This window comes from Streptomyces sp. NPDC000941 (assembly GCF_053599555.1).
In genome coordinates this window covers 11950-27974 of the sequence record NZ_JBSFMM010000067.1, presented here as the reverse complement: position 1 = coordinate 27974, position 16025 = coordinate 11950, and the positions used below count along the sequence as shown (strand labels likewise).

Below are 16025 nucleotides of genomic sequence, written 5' to 3'. Positions count from 1 at the left end.
CGCTCAAAAGGCCGTAACGCATTACCTCTCATCCCGTAAGGAACGGAAGTGATGTTTTGGCCAAAGCTATTGATCCCCAGTCGTCCATGGCCGCGCTGTTCGGAGCGCAGGTGCGCAGACTGCGGCTGGCCGCCGGGCTGACCCAGTCGGAGCTGGGCGCGAAGACGCATGTGGTCGGCTCCCGGATCACTCAAATCGAGCGGGCTTTAGGAGCGAAACCAACCTTCGAGCTGACGCAGAGGCTCGACACCGCCCTCGGGGCGGACAACCTGCTGATCGACATGTGGCCGTACGTGTACCGCGAGGCGTTCCCGGACTGGTCGCGGGCGTTCATGGCGTACGCGGAACGGGCGGTGTCCATCAGGGAGTACGCGGCGCACGTCGTCCCCGGCCTGTTACAGACGAAGGACTACGCGAGGGCCGTCCTGAGCGTTGGTCTGTCGCTCACCGGAGAGGAGCATTTGAAGGAGCGGGTCGCCGCCCGCCTCGGTCGGCAGAACCGGCTCACGTCCCCCGACCGCCCCGACTTGTGGGTCGTTCTGGACGAGTCGGTGCTCAGGCGCCCGGTGGGCGGCGCGGCCGTCATGCGGGAGCAGTTGGCCCGGCTGCTGGAGGCAGCGGAGCAGCGCCACATCACCGTGCAGGTGCTGCCGTTCGAGCAGGGCGAGCACGACGTGATGGGTGGCTCCATGACCGTGCTGACGTTGCCGGACGGCTCGGAGGTGGCCTACACAGAGGGCGCCCATTACGGCCAACTCATCGAAGAACCAAGCGAAGTCAGGCGTTTTGCGGTGACCTACGATCGGCTGCGGGCAGTATCTCTGCCCCCATACATGTCTCTCGACATGATCCGATCCGTGATGGAGGGCAACCACCGTGGAGCGAGTGTCCCGTCCCGATCTGAACGGCGCCGCCTGGCGCAAAAGCAGCTACAGCAATCAGGAGGGTGGCAACTGCGTGGAGGTGGCCGACGGGATCCCCGGCGTCGTACCAGTCCGTGACAGCAAGAACCCTCAAGGCCCGGCGCTGCTCTTCCCCCCGACTTCCTGGGCGGTCTTCATAGCCAGACTGAGGACCGGCCACCGTCCCTGAGCCCACCGGGTGCCGGTCGTAGTCAGCTGAAGTCGGCGTTCCTGCCACGCCGGGTCCTCGTACGCGGGGGCCCGGTGGGCCACGAACTCCCCTAAAGAACCTGAGGAAAAGAACCCCCCACCCACCCTCCCTTCCCGCACATCACCCGTACGGGTGACCGGCTTGCGGGTGTGGGATGCAGACGGTTACGTTCGCCGAAACAACCCCAAACAGACGACGGCCCCCGGCCGGGACTGGCATCCCGAACGAGGGCCTGACCGATCAGGAAGAAGCAACCTTCCCGATGGCTGAGCCGCAGTCTAACGCGCATGCGCGCGCCGACGCCGGAGCATCGACCTCCGGCGTGATCCACATCCGTACCCGCCTCAACGCCAACTTCACCGTGATCGCCAACGCCCTCGCGCAGCGGCGCGGAAGCGCGGTCACGATCGGCGTGGCGGCCTACATCCTCTCGCTGCCGGATGGCGCACCCGTGAGCATCGCCGCACTGTGCGAGCACTTCACGGAGGGCGAGATCCTGATCTCGCGGGCGCTGCGGGAGTTGGAGGCCGCTGGCTATCTGGAGCGGCGTCGCGAGCGCGGGCCCGGCGGGCTGATCCGTACGCGTACGTACGTCCGCGACGTGCCGGGGAGCGAGCCGCAACGGGACCTGCCCACCCCGCCAGCGCCGGAACCCACCCCCGCAGCCACTCCCCCGCCGACGCCGCCACTCGCCGAGGCCGACGAACAGGCCGTCGCCGTCCTCGCCTCACTGCGGATCGCCGACCCACGGCTGATCCTCTCCAGACGCGAAGTGGCCGAGCTGGCCCCGGCGGTCACTCAGTGGCTCGCGGCGGGCGTGGGCCCCAGGCAGATCACCGGCGCACTCACCACCGGCCTCCCGGACCGCTTACTCGCCCGCCCAGCCCGGATCCTGGCCTGCCGCCTCAGCGAACCGCCCCTTGCCGTCCCTGAGTCCGCCGCTGGCGCGACCCGGACATCGCCAGTAATCCCCCTGCCGTGGCAGACCTGCGACGGCTGCGAACGTGCCTTCCGCGCGGCGGAACCGACCCGCTGCCGCGACTGCAGAGAGCTGCCCGTGGCCTGCTGACCAGACAGCGGCCTTGGTAGTAGTCGTCGTCCTCGGACGAGTTCACGACGTACGGGCTTTTCACAGGTGTGCTGTGCGGTGTGCTGTGCATGGTGATGCTCCTTCGGAGATTGATGAAGTGGAACCGTGGAACCGCCTACACAGGGCGGTGAGAAAGAGCCTCGGAGTGTCCGGCGGGCTCGGCAACGATTTCGGGCGTCCGGGACAGTCCAGGAATGTCCGCGCAGGTCAGCGGGGGTGTCCGGGACACGCCCCGTGACGTCGCCCCGGTTGATGCCTGACATCGAGTTCAGCGGCTGCGAAATTGAATGGCAGCCCTCTCCCGCCGGGCTGATCAATGCCTGCGCCCCGGCTCACGGCTCTTGCCGACCTGAAGGGGCGTGCGTAGCTTGGCCGTCCGGGGGAGGAGTGACCGATGGCGGGGCGTCCTGAGAGTCCGCTGGATCCGAGCGCGGGTCCGGTGCAGCGGTTGGCGTTCGAGTTGCGGAAGCTGCGGGCGGAGGCCGGCAGCCCTACGTACCGGGCCATGGCCGCGCGTACCGATCTCGGTGCGAGCACGCTGTCCCAGGCGGCCGCCGGGGAGCGGCTGCCGACCGTCCCGGTCCTGCTGGCTTACGTCCAGGCCTGCGGTGGCGACTCTGACGAGTGGGAGGAACGCTGGCGGCGGGCGGCGGCGGAGGAAGCCGCCGAGCCGCGTGCCGACGAGGACGCCGAGCCTCCGTATCGGGGCCTGGCCCGCTTCGAGCCCGATGACACGGCCCTGTTCTTCGGCCGCGACCAGCTCATCCACGACCTGCTGCACCTGACCGGCCACCATCGGATCACAGCGGTGGTCGGCGCCTCCGGCAGCGGCAAGTCTTCCCTGTTACGGGCCGGCCTCATCCCGCGCCTGCGGACGACCGACAACGCGGACTTACGCCCAGCAGCCCTGCGGGTCATCACCCCCGGCGCCCACCCCCTGCGCGACCACGAGCGGCGGCTGGACCCGAAGGAGGGCGGGGAGGGTGACACGTGGCTGGTCGTGGACCAGATGGAGGAGCTCTACACCCTCTGCACGGACCCGGCAGAACACACCGCGTTCATCGACCGCCTCCTGACCGCCGCCGCCCCCGACAGCCGGCTGCGGGTGCTGCTCGCCGTGCGGGCCGACTTCTTCGGCCACCTGGCCGACCACCGTCCCCTCGCCGACGCGCTGCGCGAGGCCACCCTCCTGATCCCGCCGATGAACCGCGACGAACTCCGCGAGGCCGTCGTCAAACCCGCCCACGCCGCGGGCCTCATCGTCGAACGCACCCTGACCGCCCGCATCGTCGACGAAGTCGACGGCGAACCCGGCGCCCTGCCCCTGATGTCCCACGCCCTCCTGGAAACCTGGCACCGCCGCAAAGGCCGCGCCCTCACCCTCACCGCGTACGAAGCGGCTGGCGGCGTCCACGGCGCCATCGCCCAGACAGCTGAAGACCTCTACACCGACCTCACCCCGCAGCAAGCCACCCATGCCCGGCGGATCCTGCTGCGCCTGATCACCCCAGGCGAAGGCGCACAGGACACCCGGCGGCCCGCGCCCCGGGAAGAGCTGGAAACCGACACCTCCCCGGCCACCGCCGCCGTACTGGAGCGCCTGGCGAAAACACGACTGGTCACCCTCGACGGCCACACCGTGCACCTCGCGCACGAAGCCCTCATCGGCGCCTGGCCCCGGCTACGCAAGTGGATCGACGAGGACCGCGACCACCTTCGCCTCCACCGCCAGATCACCGACGCCGCCCACACCTGGCACACCCTCGGCCGCGACCCCGGCGCGCTCTACCGCGGCACCCGGCTCGCCACCGCCGAGGAAACCTTCCCCACCGCCGACACCAACAGCGACCTCACCCCCCTGGAACGCGACTTCCTCACCAGCAGCTCCGCCGCCCGCCACCACGAAGAACAGGCAGCCGCCCGCACCACCCGACGCCTGCGCCAGTTCGCCACCACCGTCTCGATCCTGCTCGTACTCGCCCTCACCGCCGGACTGATCGCCTGGCAGCAGTACCGGACCAGCGAACAGCAACGACACCAGGCACTCACCGCCCAACAGATCGCTCTCTCACGTCAGCTGGCCGCCCAGTCGGACGGCCTCCTGAACTCCAACCCCGACCTGGCCTCGCTCCTGGCCGTCCAGGCATACCGAACCAGTCCCACGAAGGAAGCCACCGCCGGCCTCTTCACCGCCGCGGCTCTTCCCTTCAAGCGCCGCCTCACCGGGCACACCAGCTTCGTGTGGTCGGTAGCGTTCAGCCCAGACGGCCGCACCCTGGCCAGCGGCAGCGACGACACGACGGTGCGCCTGTGGGACGTCGCGACCGGCAAGCTGCGTACGACTCTCAGCGGGCGCACCTTCCACCCTTTGTCGGTGGTGTTCAGTCCGGACGGGCGCGTTCTGGCCAGTGGCGGGGACGATGGAAGGATCCGGCTGTGGGATCCGGCGGCTGGCAGGCTGCGTACGACTTTGACCGGGGACACCGATGCCGTGGAGGCAGTGGTATTCAGCCCGGATGGGCGGGTGCTGGCGAGCGGCGGGGACGACGGGAAGATCCGCCTGTGGGATGTAGCGAGGCACAAGCTCCGAACCACCCTGACCGGCGGCGCCAATGCCGTGCGGTCGGTGGCGTTCAGCCCGGACGGCCGCACCCTGGCCAGCAGCGGAGGCGACACGACGGTGCGCCTGTGGGATACAGCAACCGGCAAGCCGCGCACGACTCTCGCCGGGCGCACCGTCCGCACCGTGTCGGTGGGGTTCAGCCCGGACGGGCGCGTTCTGGCCAGCGGCGGGATCGACGGAAAGATCCGCCTGTGGGATGTAGCGAGTGGCAAGCCCCGAACCACCCTGACCGGACCCACCGACGTTGGGGGTTCGGTGGCGTTCAGCCCCGACGGTCGCACCCTGGCCGGCAGCGGGGACGACACGACGGTGTGCCTGTGGGATACAGCAACCGGCAAGCTGCGCACGACTCTGACTGGGCACACCGGCGCTGTGGGTTCAGTGGCGTTCAGCCCGGACGGCCGCACCTTGGCCAGCAGCGGAGGCGACACGACGGTGCGCCTGTGGGATACAGCAACCCGCTGGCTGCGCACCCCACTTACCGGGGAGTTCGATGTCGTGTGGTCGGTGGCGTTCAGTCCGGACGGCCGCACCCTGGCCAGCGGCAGTGGTGACTGGGCGGTGCGCCTGTGGGATGTAGCGACCGGAGGGCTGCGCACCCTGCGTACGACTTGGACCGGGGGCGCCGATAGGGCGTGGCTGGTTGGGTTCAGTCCGGATGGACGGGTGCTGGCGAGCGGCGGGGACGACGGAAAAATCCTCCTGTGGGATGCAGCGAGTGGCAAGCCCCGAACCACCCTGACCGGCGGCGCCGATGCCGTGGGGACAGTGGAGTTCAGCCCGGATGGGCGGGTGCTGGCGAGCGGCGGGGACGACAGAAAGATCCGCCTGTGGGATGTAGCGAGGGGCAAGCTCCAAACCACCCTGACCGCGCACACCGGCATCGTGCGGTCGGTGACGTTCAGCCCGAACGGCCACACCTTGGCCAGCGGCGGGGACGACGGGAAGATCCGCCTGTGGGATGTGGCGACCGGCAAGCTGCGCACGACTTTGTCCGGGGGCGCCGATGCGGTGTGGTCGGTGGCGTTCAGTCCGGACGGGCGCGTTCTGGCCAGCGGCGGGGACGACGGGAAGGTCCGCCTGTGGGATGCGGCAACCGGCAAGCTTCGTAGCACCCTGACCGGGCACACCCATTCCGTGGGGGCAGTGGTATTCAGTCCGGACGGACAGGTGCTGGCCAGCGGCGGGAACGACGGAAAAATCCTCCTGTGGGATGCAGCGAGTGGCAAGCCCCGAACCACCCTGACCGGCGGCGCCGATGCCGTGCGGTCGGTGACGTTCAGCCCTAGCGGCCACACCCTGGCCAGTGGCGGGGAAGACGGGAAGATCCGCTTCTGGGATGTCGATCTCCTTGACCCCGCCTCCTCCATCAGGAAGATCTGCCAAGCGGTCCAAAGGTCCTTCACCCGAAGTGAACGGTCGCTCTACCTCGCGGACCAACCCACCAGCCCCGTGTGCCGATCCTGAGACTCAGCCGTCGGTCCACTCTCCGTCGCGCATCACATGCCTGCCCTTGAACTCATGCTCCCCATGCAGTGCCTGTATCACCTGCGGAAGCACCTTGAAGTACCCGTACGAGGCGTGATCCTTCCGCGGGTCCCAGCCCCACCTCCGCACAAACGCGTCCGCCGCGGCAGGCGGCACCTCCTCCGCGGTGAAGGTTTCCACCCGTCCATCGATCAGAACGACATCCCGCGTATCGCCCAGCGCAAGCCGAACCCGGCCCGATTCCCGCAGGTTGCGCCCGGTGGGGTTGGTGAGTCTGGTCGACATCCATATCGCCGCGCCGTCCCAGAGGAACCACAGCGGCACCAGACACGGCAGTCCGTCGGCATCCGCCGACGCAACCCAGACGTCTTCCTCTGTCCGCAGTCGTTCGAGCACGTCACGCCGCCGTTGTTCTGTGCTGCGCGGTTCCTTGGCGATGGTCATGTCCCGGGACGGTACTGAACACGGGGCCCGAACACCTCGGGCCCTGGTCCTAGAGCCACAGCCCGAGTCCACCCTCCTGTGGTGCTTTCCACTCACGGTGGCAGCCTTGGACCAATACGTCCCACCGAGGCCGGAGCCGAGAATCGCCATGCCCCAAACCCTGGCCACCATCCTGAACGCCGCGGCACGCGGACACTTCCCGCCGCCCGACGGCGGCACGACCGTAGTGCCGCAACCGAGCCACCGCGATGCCGGGGTGATCTCGTTCACCGCGCACTCCGTGGTGTTCACCGACGAGGATCCGCAGTGGGTACGCGCCACGCTGGCCTCCCTCGACTGCGACGAGTTGGCGGCCACGATGAATCCGCGCTTCCTGGCGGCGTTTCTGGACCGTACGGGGCGGTCGACCGACACCATAGACCTGCTCACCGTGGCGAGCGCCCTGCCGGGCGACCCCCCGCTGGCGCTGCGCGAGCTCGCCGACCCCGATCATCCGCGCGTGTCCAGGGCGCGTAAGCGCCGGGACGATGTCCGGGTCTGGGCAGCTGACGGGGGTGTGGTCGTTCTCGGCCGGGGCGTGGCCGGGCGCTGGGAGACGGCGATCGAGGTGGACGAGGACGTACGCCACCGGGGCCTGGGCCGGGCGCTGGCCACGGCCGCGCGGCATCTGGTGCCGGACGGCGGGCCGGTCTGGTCGCAACAGGCCGCGGGCAACGCGCGCAGCGTGCGCGCCTTTCAGGCGGCGGGCTTCCGGGCGGTCGGCGCCGAGGCGCTGTTCACCGCGGCGTAGGCGCGCCGAGCGTCGGGCGGGCGCAAACACGGGCGTCAGCCGGGCATCGCGCGGACCAGCAGGTCGCCGTCATCCCACACCTGCTGGCCAAGGGCCCCAAGACCCTGGCCGCCGCCGGCCTGGACGACCTCGACCGCTTCATACGCGGCCTGCTGGAGGCGGTGTACCCGGAGGACCCGGAGGACCCGACCTGATTGACCGCGGCCGAAGAGCGACGACTTCCGCGAGGGCTGCTCCTGACAGGGCGGGCGCCGCCCGCCGGACCGTCGGCCAGGGCGAGTCCAGTCAGCCGTGGGCTGGGGCCGAGGATCCCGCCCCGCAGCCCGCAGCCCGCAGCCCGCAGCCCGCAGCCCGCAGCCCGCGAGTACCTTCAGCCGCTCTTGTTCATCACGATGTCCGGGCACACATCCGGGTCCACGTCGTCGAACAGCACAGGGTGCCCGCCGTCGCCGCCCACAACCAGGAAGCTGATCGGGGCCGGCTTGCCAGGCTGTGGCCCTTCGTCGAAATCCAGTCTGATCTGCATGCCCTCGACGCCGCTGCGGGGCTCGTACTCCCAGGATCCGGAGCCGTCGAAAGATCCCGAGCCGTCGTCCCCGTGCTCGTAGTCGCTGTACCGCCAGCTCCGTACCCGGAAGGAAGCCTGCCCCTCGGGCGCGCTGGGACGACCGTACGCAAGGTCGATCTCCATCCCGCCCGCTCCCGCGTACCGCCCGGGCAGCGCCGACTGACGCAGATCGGAGGCTGCCCGCGGGCAGCCGTGCGAGGGCTCCCCGGTGATCGCATTCATCAGACGCAGATAGCCCACGGCCAGCAACAGCATGAAGACGCACGAGAAGATGACACCGCGCGTTATCGAGCCATTACTTCCTCGCCGCATCAACCTTACCGTCCTCAGAAATGGAGTATTCCGCCTTCACTACCCCATTTCCGCAGCCCCTCCCAGCACCTTGTCCGCGATCCTGATGTTCTGCGGAACCGGTCCATACGTGCCGGGCATGAGCGAGCGCTTCGGCGGCGGGGCATCAGGGTCATGGATGTTCGGCTGACTGTATCGACGGTGAAATATGCATGTCGGGCCACCCGCGTACCCGACCTGATCGGGCACAGGATGTCGGGTCCCGGGGGATGCGTGCTGCCTAGCGTGGTGAGCGCACGAGAGGAAGGAAACCGGACGTGCTGGATCGGCTCAACCAGGCCATGGAGCACATCGAGCGCCACCTCGACCAGTCCATCGACGGGGCGGGGCTGGCGCGTATCGCGGCCACCTCGGAGTACCACCTGCGCCGGATGTTCTCGGCGCTGGCGGGGATGCCGCTGTCGGAGTACATCCGGCGGCGTCGGCTCACCGTCGCGGGGGCCGAGGTGCTTGCGGGGGATGAGTCGCTGCTGGAGATCGCGGTGCGCTACGGCTACGGCTCGGGCGAGGCGTTCGCGCGGGCGTTCCGGGCGATGCACGGTGTCGGGCCGGGTGAGGCACGGCGCAGCGGTGCGGCGCTTGTCTCCCAGCCCCGGTTGACCTTCCGACTCACCATCGAAGGGAGCAGCAGTATGCGTTATCGCGTTGTGGACAGGCCGGCTTTCAGTGTCGTCGGCTTCAAGGCCCGGGTGCCACTGGTGCACGTGGGGCCGAACCAGGCGCTCATCGACTTCATCCGCGGGATCGAGCCAGAGGCCCTGGAGCGGCTGGAGAAGCTGTCGGACCTGGAGCCGCAGGGCATCGTCGCGGTCTGCGACGACCTGGATCCGAGCCGCGCCGAAGGCACCGAACTCGACTACTACCACGGGGTGATCACCTCGGCGGTCGCGCCGCCCGAGGGTGCGGCCGTCCTCCCCGTCCAGGCCGGTGGCTGGGCGGTCTTCACCACCTCCGGGCCGATGCCGGAGGCCATCCAGTACCTGTGGCGTGACGTGTTCACGGAGTGGTTCCCGTCGAACCCGTACCGCAGCCGCCCCGGCCCGGAGATCCTGCGCACCCGGCTGTCGCCGGACAAGGCCGAAGCCGACGCGGAGCTGTGGCTGCCGGTGGAGCGGGAGCCGGAGCGGAGCTGACCGACAGGGGTGCGCGCGGGCCGACTCCCGAAGAGGGACTGTGCTTCGGCGAGTTGGCCCGTGCGGGCGAGGTGAGTTCCCGTAGCGTCACAGGTCTGTTCGACACACTGGAACGTGCCCGGGTCGAGCAGTACCTGAACGCGAGACACAACGAGACACAAGGAGCAATCGGAGACACCATGACCACCGAGACGCTGACCCGACGCACCCGTATGGCCGCGGCCGGCCCGCCTCGGGACGAGGCGAGACGGTGACGAAGCCGCCTGAACCGCGTGGTCGTGGCTGTGCGGGTTGCGCGGTGGTCGCGGCCCAGCTGGTCCTGGTCGCGATGCTCTTCGTCGGGGCCTGGGCCGAAGAGTACTTCTCCTGGGATCCGGAGCACATACCAGGACCCGTCGGCCCGTACATCGTGAAGATGGGCGTGGTGGCCGTCGCCGCCGCCGTGGCAGGGGTCGTAGCCGGTGTACGCGGCGCGGGGGCGGCGGCCTACGGCCAGGCGGTGGTCGTGGTCATCACCCTCGTCGCCATGGCGGTGACGAACGCGATGGGTGCGAGCGCGCATGAGGAGCAGCACAAGCAGGAGTGTTATTCGACCTCGGACGCCGTGGAGTGCGCGGACGTACGGTGAGGGCCGTCCCCGGGGCATCCCGGGTTCACAGCTCCCACACCCCCTTGACCAGCGTGGACAACCCTCCGCCCAACGCGATCAGGAGGACGAGCAACCGGGCCCCCCGCTCCGGGACGCGTTCGGCGAGGGCCCTGCCGATGATCGCGCCCGCCGCCATTCCGGCCACCGCCAACGCCCATACGCCCGGCTCCAGTCGGGGAACCCCGTTGGCGGCGACGGAGAAGGCGTTCACCACGATCCCGTAGAACTGCGCGTTCGGTACGAACTCGCGGACGGCCCAGCCCGCGTTCAGGGCGTACAGGGACACGGGTGGGCCGCCGACCCCGGCCGAGGAGTTCATGAAGCCCCCCGCGGCGCCCGCGGTCAGCGCTCCCTTGACGCCGCTCAGGGCGGGTACGCGGGTGCCGGCCATGACGAGCAGGACGGCCACGGTGACCAGGCCGCCCATGACGGCGAGGAGGAGGGGTTCGGGCAGGTGGGCGGCCACCCAGGTGCCGGCCGGGACGGTGCAGGCGGAGGCGGCGACCAGGGGGATCATCGCGTTCAGCCGCACCTGCCGCCAGCCGCCTCCGGCGAGGCCCACCGCGCAGATGGCGCCGGCCGCGCAGTTGGCGAGGGCGACGCCCGGCGCCGGGCCGAGCAGCAGGACGAGGGCGGGTACGGCGACGAGGGCGAATCCCATCCCCGTCAGCCACTGCACGGACGCGCCCACCAGGACGACGCCGCCGAGTAGCAGTTCCGCCGCCCCAACGTTCACCGCGGAAGCTTCTCATGCGCTCCCTGCTCACGGGCAGGTGATCACCTGGCTTACGGGCAGGTGATCACCTGGCCCGCCCACGACAGGCCGCCACCGAAGGCGAGCAGCAGCACCGGGGCGCCCGACGGGAGTTCGCCGCGGGCCGTCAGCTTGGACAGGGCGAGCGGGACGGACGCGGCGGAGGTGTTGCCGGACTCGACGACGTCCTGGGCGATCACCACCTGCTCGGGGAGGTCGAGTTGGCGTACGACGGCCTCGATGATGCGGAGGTTGGCCTGGTGGGTGACCACCCCCGCGAGGTCGGCGGGGGCGAGGCCGGCGCGGTGGCAGGCCTCGCGGGCGATGGCGGGGAGTTCGCCGGTGACCCAGCGGAAGACGGTCTGGCCTTCCTGGGCGAAGTACGGGTGCCAGTCGTCGACCAGGCGTACGGCGTCGCCGCGGGTGGGGTCGGAGCCCCAGGCGACGGGGCCGATGCCGGTGTCCTCGGCGGCGCTGATCACGGCGGCGCCCGCGCCGTCGCCGAGCAGTACGCACGTACTGCGGTCGGTCCAGTCCGTCACGTCGGACATCTTCTCGGCGCCGATGACCAGGGCGTGGCGGGCGGCGCCCGCCCGTACGGAGTGGTCGGCGCAGGCGAGGGCGGTGCAGAAGCCCGCGCAGCCGTTGTTCAGGTCGAAGGCCACGGCGGACGGGATGCCGAGGCGGCCCGCGACCTGGGCGGCGATCGACGGGCAGCGGTCGATCGCGGTGCAGGTGGCCACGGTGATCAGACCGATGTCGGAGGGCTGAAGTCCGGTTCCGGCGAGCGCCTTGCCCGCGGCGGCGGTCGCCATGTCGGTGACGGACTCGTCGGTCGCGGCGATACGGCGGGTGGCGATGCCGGTGCGGCGGCGGATCCATTCGTCGCTGGTGTCGACCATCGTCGACAGGTCGTCGTTGCTGAGCACGCGCGAGGGCTGGTAGTGCCCCAGGGCGGCGATGCGGCTTCCCGGCAGCGGCACGGCGGTTCTCCTCGGTTCGGCGTACGGCAGGCAGTGTCTGCCGCGGAATATAGCAACCGATCGATCGGAAGCTAAACGTGCGTCCGGCGGGATATCCTGTACGCCATGAGCCCACGCAAGTCGGTCGCCGAGGCCCGCAGAACACGGGAGCGCATCACGGAACGCGGTGTCGCCATCGCCTCCGTCGAGGGCCTGGAAGGGCTGACCATCGGGCGTCTCGCCACCGATCTGGGGATGAGCAAGGCCGGCGTGCTCGGCCACTTCGGCACCAAACAGGCGCTGCAACTCGCCACCCTGGACGCGGCGGCGGCCATCTACTCACAACTGGTGTGGGAGCCCGCGCAGAGCGCACAGCCCGGACTGCCCCGGCTGCGCGCCATCTGCGAGGCGTGGATCACCTACCTGGAGACGGCCCGCGACACCTTCCCCGGCGGCTGCCTCTTCACCACCGCCTCCATCGAGTTCGACGCCCGCGACGGGCTCGTACACGACGCGGTGGCGCGGCTGTTCGGGCTCGGGCGGCGCCGGCTCGCCGCCGAGGTGCGTACCGCCGTCGCGGCGGGCGAGCTGCCGGCCGACACCGACCCGGAGCAGATCGCGTACGAACTGGTCGGCCTCTATATGGCCCTCAACCAGGAGATCCAGCTCTTCGCCGCGCCCGAGGCCGCGGAACGTACCCGCCGCGCCCTGGACCGGCTCCTCGGCCCAGGCCAGTCGCGTTAGTCGCGGTCACAGGAGTGGTCTGACCACCGCACGGACCAGAGCCTCGGCCCGCGAGCGCGGGGCGGCGTCGGCCTCCGGGCCCTGGGCGTAGTAGCGCAGGAACGCCTCCTGGAAGCACGCGCCGATCAGCAGCGCCGCGGACGCCTCCGGGTCCGCGTCCGCGGCGATGCGGCCGAGGTCTTGTTCGGCCCGCAGATAGGTGGCGAAGCCGGCCACCGCCTTGTCGGGGCCGCCGCCGTGCCGGTCCATCGCCACCCGGTGCGCCGCCATGCGCCGCGGATCGGCCAGGAGAGCGCCGAGCATCGGGATCGACCGCTGGTAGAAGTGCAGAACCGCGTGGGCGAGTTCCGCGAGGTTCTCCTCGACGTCGCCCGCGCCCGGGCGGACCGAGACGCCGGACAGGCCGGGCAGCCGTTCCTCGAGGACGGCGAGCAGCAGCCGCTCCTTGTCCCCGAAGTACTTGTAAAGCGTGGGCTCCGATACGCCTGTGGCCTGCGCGATCTCCTTGGTCGTGGCGTGTACGACACCACGGGTACGCAGGATGTCCGCCGCCGCGTCCAGGATCCGCTCCCGTGTGCTCACCACTGCTCTCCCAGTCCCGGTTTGACAGTTAGTAAACACTAGCCCACCCTAGGGGTTAGTGTTCACTAGCCCACGGGATCTAGGAGGTCATCGTGCGTATCACTGTTTTCGGTGCGACCGGCGGAACTGGGCAGCACCTCGTAAACCAGGCACTTGAGGCGGGTCATCACATCACCGCGGTCGTCCGCGACCCGGCCCGCCTGCGGCAGGCCGGCCACCCGCGGCTCGAGGTCGTAAAAGCGGCCGTACAAGCGGCCGCAAAGGCCGACCTCCAGCACCTCGAAGCGATGACGGAGGCGGTGAAGGGACAGGACGTTGTCGTATCGGCCCTGGGCCCGCGCGGCAAGGACGACATCACGGTGTGCAGCGACGGCGCCCGCGCGATCATCACCGCGATGCGGGCCACCGACAGCCGCCGGTTGATAGTCGTCACGGCCAGCGGCCATATCGTCGACGAGGGCGACGGGCCGTTCACCCGGAGCATGGTCAAGCCCATGCTGCGGCGGTTTCTGCGGGACGGCTTCGCCGACTTCGCCCGTACCGACCAGGCCGTCAAGGCCAGCGGCCTGGACTGGACGATCATGCGGCCGCCCCGCCTCACCGACGGCCGCCGCCGCGCCTACCGCACCGCCACCGACCGCAATGTGCGCGGCGGCATCACCATCGCACGCGCCGACCTCGCCGACGCCATCCTCACCGCGGCGGCCGACCCGGCCACCGCCGGCCACACCATCGCCCTGGGGTACTGAGCGCGCGGCTCTCCGTCGCCTCTCAGGTGATGGCCGCGTCGCCGTGAGCCTCGAGCACCTTGCGCAGGCCCGTGGCGATCCGCTCGCACTCGTCGCAGTCGAGGGTGCCGAGGATCTTGGCGTAGTTGCGCAAATGCGCGGCCATCACAGTGTCGATGAGCCCCTGACCGCGCTCGGTCAGCCGGATGAGGACGGTGCGCCGGTCACCACCCTCGCGCACCCGCTCGACCAGCCCCTTTGCCTCCATGCGGTCAATGCGGTTGGTGATGGCTCCGGAGGTCACCATGGCGGCCTTGAGGAAGGCACCGGCGGTCAGGGCGTACGGCAGGCCCGAGCGGCGGAGTGTGGTGAGGACGTCGAACTCGCCCGGCTCCAGGCCATGTTCGGCGCAGAACGCCTTGAGCGACTTGTCGACGATGCTTTGCACCCGCTGTACGCGGCCGAGCACTTGGACCGGCCAGAGCTCATCCGCCAGCTCGGGGCGCTCCTTCACCCACTGCTCGACGATGAGGTCGATGACGTCGCTCATCGGCGCTCCCCTCGGCTTGGTCGATTTTCCTCAGCGTAGACCTTCTCAATGTTAAGACACTTGACGCCACCCAAGCAGGCTTGCTCTTATCTCAACGTTGAGAGAATCAACCTTGAGACACTTGAGGCAAATGAGACGGGGGAATCGTTGTCCACCACCGCAAGACCGGACCCACGCGGTGCCGCTGCCGGCACCACGAACACCGCTGCCACCGGCACGAGCACTGACCGAAACCGTCGAGTCCCCGTGCTCTGGCTGGCGTTGCTTGCCACGCCGGTCGCCGCCGGGGCCAACGCCCCGGTCCTGATCCTCGACGACATGGGCCGTTCGCTGGGCGTCGGCACGGCGACCGCCGCCTGGCTGGTCACCGCGTTCGCGTGGGCCATGACGGTGGGGATGCCGCTGATGGCGACGCTGCTACGGCGGCGCGGGGCGCGGGCGGCGCTACGGGCCGGGGCCGGTCTCGTGCTCGGCGGCACCGTGGTGCTCGTCGCGTCGCCGTGGCTGCCGCTGACCCTCGTCGGGCGCGCCGCGCAGACCGCGGGCGCGGCGGGGCTGATCGCGGTGGCCATGAGCCTGGCGGGCGACGCCCGGCGGATGGGTGTGATCAGCGCCGGGTTCGGCATGCTGGGCGCCTCCGGCCCCCTGCTCGGCGAGCGCATCACCGAGGCGGTGTCCTGGCGGGCGGCGCTGGCGGTGTCGATGCTGGCGCTGCTCGCCGTACCGGCCGTCGGGCGCCACATCGCCAAGGCGGCCGCGCCGGCCGAGGGTCCGCCCGCCGAGGGCTCGCCGGCTGAGGGCTCGCCCGCCGAGGCCCGCTTCGACACCCGGGGCGCGCTGCTGCTCGCGACCCTGGCCACCGGCCTCATCCTGCTGCCCACCTATCCGCTGCCCGCCATCGGCGTGGCGGTGTGCGCGGCCGTACTGCTCGCCCTGCACATCCGCCGCCGCCCGGACGGGTTCGTACCGACGGCGGTGCTGCGCGCCCCCGTCTTCCGTACGGCAGCGCTGCTCGCGCTCACGCTCTCCACGTCGTACTTCGTGCTGCTGTTCTCGGTGCCACGGCTGATCGCCCGACGGGCCGACTGGTCGGCGGGCGCGGTGGCCACGGGCCAACTGGTGGCCCTGCTCGCCGGTTCGGCCCTGGCCCTCGGCTTCGCGGCGATCTCCGCGCGGCTGGGGCGGGTCCGGGTGCGGGCGGTGCTGCTCACGGTCGGGGCCCTGGCCGCGACCACGGCGGCATGGGCCCACAGCGCACCCGCGCTCCTCGCGGCGGCGGGCGCGGCGGTCTTCTGCGCGACGGGCGCCAACGCCACCCAGTCCATGGACGCCGCCTCCGCCGTCCCACCCACCCAACGCCCCACCGCCATAGGCCTGTTCACCCTCGGCTACCAACTGGGCGGCGCACTCGGCCCGGCGCTGGCCACGCTGCTGGTCCTGGGCTGAGCGCCCGCGC

The 16025-nt window shown here is 70.3% G+C and carries 16 protein-coding genes; 10 read left to right on the top strand and 6 right to left on the bottom strand.

Going from position 1 to position 16025, the window contains the following annotated elements:
- Positions 1-86: 86 nt before the first annotated feature.
- The 4 genes from ACWDSL_RS22265 to ACWDSL_RS22250 all read left to right on the top strand — a co-directional run bounded on the left by ACWDSL_RS22265 (position 87) and on the right by ACWDSL_RS22250 (position 6293).
- Complete coding sequence (locus ACWDSL_RS22265; RefSeq protein WP_450487930.1) at positions 87-1001, top strand: helix-turn-helix domain-containing protein; 915 nt, start codon at positions 87-89, stop codon at positions 999-1001.
- Positions 958-1092 (top strand): DUF397 domain-containing protein, encoded by a 135-nt coding sequence (locus ACWDSL_RS22260; RefSeq protein ID WP_450487928.1) that lies wholly within the window; start codon positions 958-960, stop codon positions 1090-1092. The genes ACWDSL_RS22265 and ACWDSL_RS22260 overlap by 44 nt, the downstream gene beginning before the upstream one ends.
- Before the next feature lie 283 nt (positions 1093-1375).
- Positions 1376-2182 (top strand): hypothetical protein, encoded by an 807-nt coding sequence (locus tag ACWDSL_RS22255; RefSeq protein WP_450487926.1) that lies wholly within the window; start codon positions 1376-1378, stop codon positions 2180-2182.
- Positions 2183-2597: 415 nt separating this feature from the next.
- Positions 2598-6293: an nSTAND1 domain-containing NTPase gene (locus tag ACWDSL_RS22250; protein ID WP_450487924.1), complete on the top strand. Its 3696-nt coding sequence runs from the start codon at positions 2598-2600 to the stop codon at positions 6291-6293.
- A 3-nt stretch (positions 6294-6296) separates the two neighbouring features.
- Here ACWDSL_RS22250 and ACWDSL_RS22245 read toward each other — a convergent pair whose 3' ends face one another.
- Complete coding sequence (locus tag ACWDSL_RS22245; protein WP_450487922.1) at positions 6297-6758, bottom strand: pyridoxamine 5'-phosphate oxidase family protein; 462 nt, start codon at positions 6756-6758, stop codon at positions 6297-6299.
- Between the two features lie 148 nt (positions 6759-6906).
- Here ACWDSL_RS22245 and ACWDSL_RS22240 point away from each other — a divergent pair, with 148 nt between their 5' ends.
- A complete protein-coding gene (locus tag ACWDSL_RS22240; RefSeq protein WP_450487920.1) occupies positions 6907-7548 on the top strand; it encodes a GNAT family N-acetyltransferase in 642 nt (213 codons plus the stop codon).
- Between the two features lie 370 nt (positions 7549-7918).
- On the opposite strand, the gene ACWDSL_RS22235 is transcribed toward ACWDSL_RS22240, so the two are convergent.
- The gene (locus tag ACWDSL_RS22235; RefSeq protein ID WP_450487918.1) at positions 7919-8371 is read right to left on the bottom strand and encodes a hypothetical protein; all 453 of its coding nucleotides are present in this window, start codon (positions 8369-8371) and stop codon (positions 7919-7921) included.
- Between the two features lie 353 nt (positions 8372-8724).
- Between ACWDSL_RS22235 and ACWDSL_RS22230 the strand changes: the two genes are divergently transcribed.
- On the top strand, positions 8725-9600 hold the full coding sequence (locus tag ACWDSL_RS22230) for an AraC family transcriptional regulator (protein ID WP_450487916.1): 876 nt from the start codon (positions 8725-8727) through the stop codon (positions 9598-9600).
- Between the two features lie 250 nt (positions 9601-9850).
- Positions 9851-10228, top strand: coding sequence for a DUF6234 family protein (locus ACWDSL_RS22225; protein WP_450487914.1), 378 nt, complete (start codon positions 9851-9853; stop codon positions 10226-10228).
- 25 nt (positions 10229-10253) lie between these two features.
- Here ACWDSL_RS22225 and ACWDSL_RS22220 read toward each other — a convergent pair whose 3' ends face one another.
- Both ACWDSL_RS22220 and ACWDSL_RS22215 read right to left on the bottom strand, forming a co-directional pair.
- Positions 10254-10985 (bottom strand): TSUP family transporter, encoded by a 732-nt coding sequence (locus ACWDSL_RS22220; RefSeq protein WP_450487912.1) that lies wholly within the window; start codon positions 10983-10985, stop codon positions 10254-10256.
- Positions 10986-11035: 50 nt separating this feature from the next.
- Positions 11036-11980 carry a beta-ketoacyl-ACP synthase III gene (locus ACWDSL_RS22215; protein ID WP_450487979.1) on the bottom strand — a complete coding sequence of 315 codons (945 nt, stop codon included), beginning with the start codon at positions 11978-11980 and terminating at the stop codon, positions 11036-11038.
- 111 nt (positions 11981-12091) lie between these two features.
- Between ACWDSL_RS22215 and ACWDSL_RS22210 the strand changes: the two genes are divergently transcribed.
- On the top strand, positions 12092-12709 hold the full coding sequence (locus ACWDSL_RS22210; protein WP_450487910.1) for a TetR/AcrR family transcriptional regulator: 618 nt from the start codon (positions 12092-12094) through the stop codon (positions 12707-12709).
- Positions 12710-12715: 6 nt separating this feature from the next.
- Here the strand turns inward: ACWDSL_RS22210 and ACWDSL_RS22205 are convergent, their stop codons facing one another.
- Positions 12716-13291 (bottom strand): TetR/AcrR family transcriptional regulator, encoded by a 576-nt coding sequence (locus tag ACWDSL_RS22205; RefSeq protein WP_450487908.1) that lies wholly within the window; start codon positions 13289-13291, stop codon positions 12716-12718.
- Between the two features lie 92 nt (positions 13292-13383).
- Here ACWDSL_RS22205 and ACWDSL_RS22200 point away from each other — a divergent pair, with 92 nt between their 5' ends.
- On the top strand, positions 13384-14040 hold the full coding sequence (locus ACWDSL_RS22200; protein WP_450487906.1) for an NAD(P)-dependent oxidoreductase: 657 nt from the start codon (positions 13384-13386) through the stop codon (positions 14038-14040).
- Between the two features lie 22 nt (positions 14041-14062).
- Here ACWDSL_RS22200 and ACWDSL_RS22195 read toward each other — a convergent pair whose 3' ends face one another.
- Positions 14063-14569: a MarR family winged helix-turn-helix transcriptional regulator gene (locus tag ACWDSL_RS22195; RefSeq protein WP_450487904.1), complete on the bottom strand. Its 507-nt coding sequence runs from the start codon at positions 14567-14569 to the stop codon at positions 14063-14065.
- A gap of 246 nt (positions 14570-14815) precedes the next feature.
- Between ACWDSL_RS22195 and ACWDSL_RS22190 the strand changes: the two genes are divergently transcribed.
- Positions 14816-16015 carry an MFS transporter gene (locus ACWDSL_RS22190; protein WP_450487902.1) on the top strand — a complete coding sequence of 400 codons (1200 nt, stop codon included), beginning with the start codon at positions 14816-14818 and terminating at the stop codon, positions 16013-16015.
- The last annotated feature ends 10 nt before the right edge of the window (positions 16016-16025 follow it).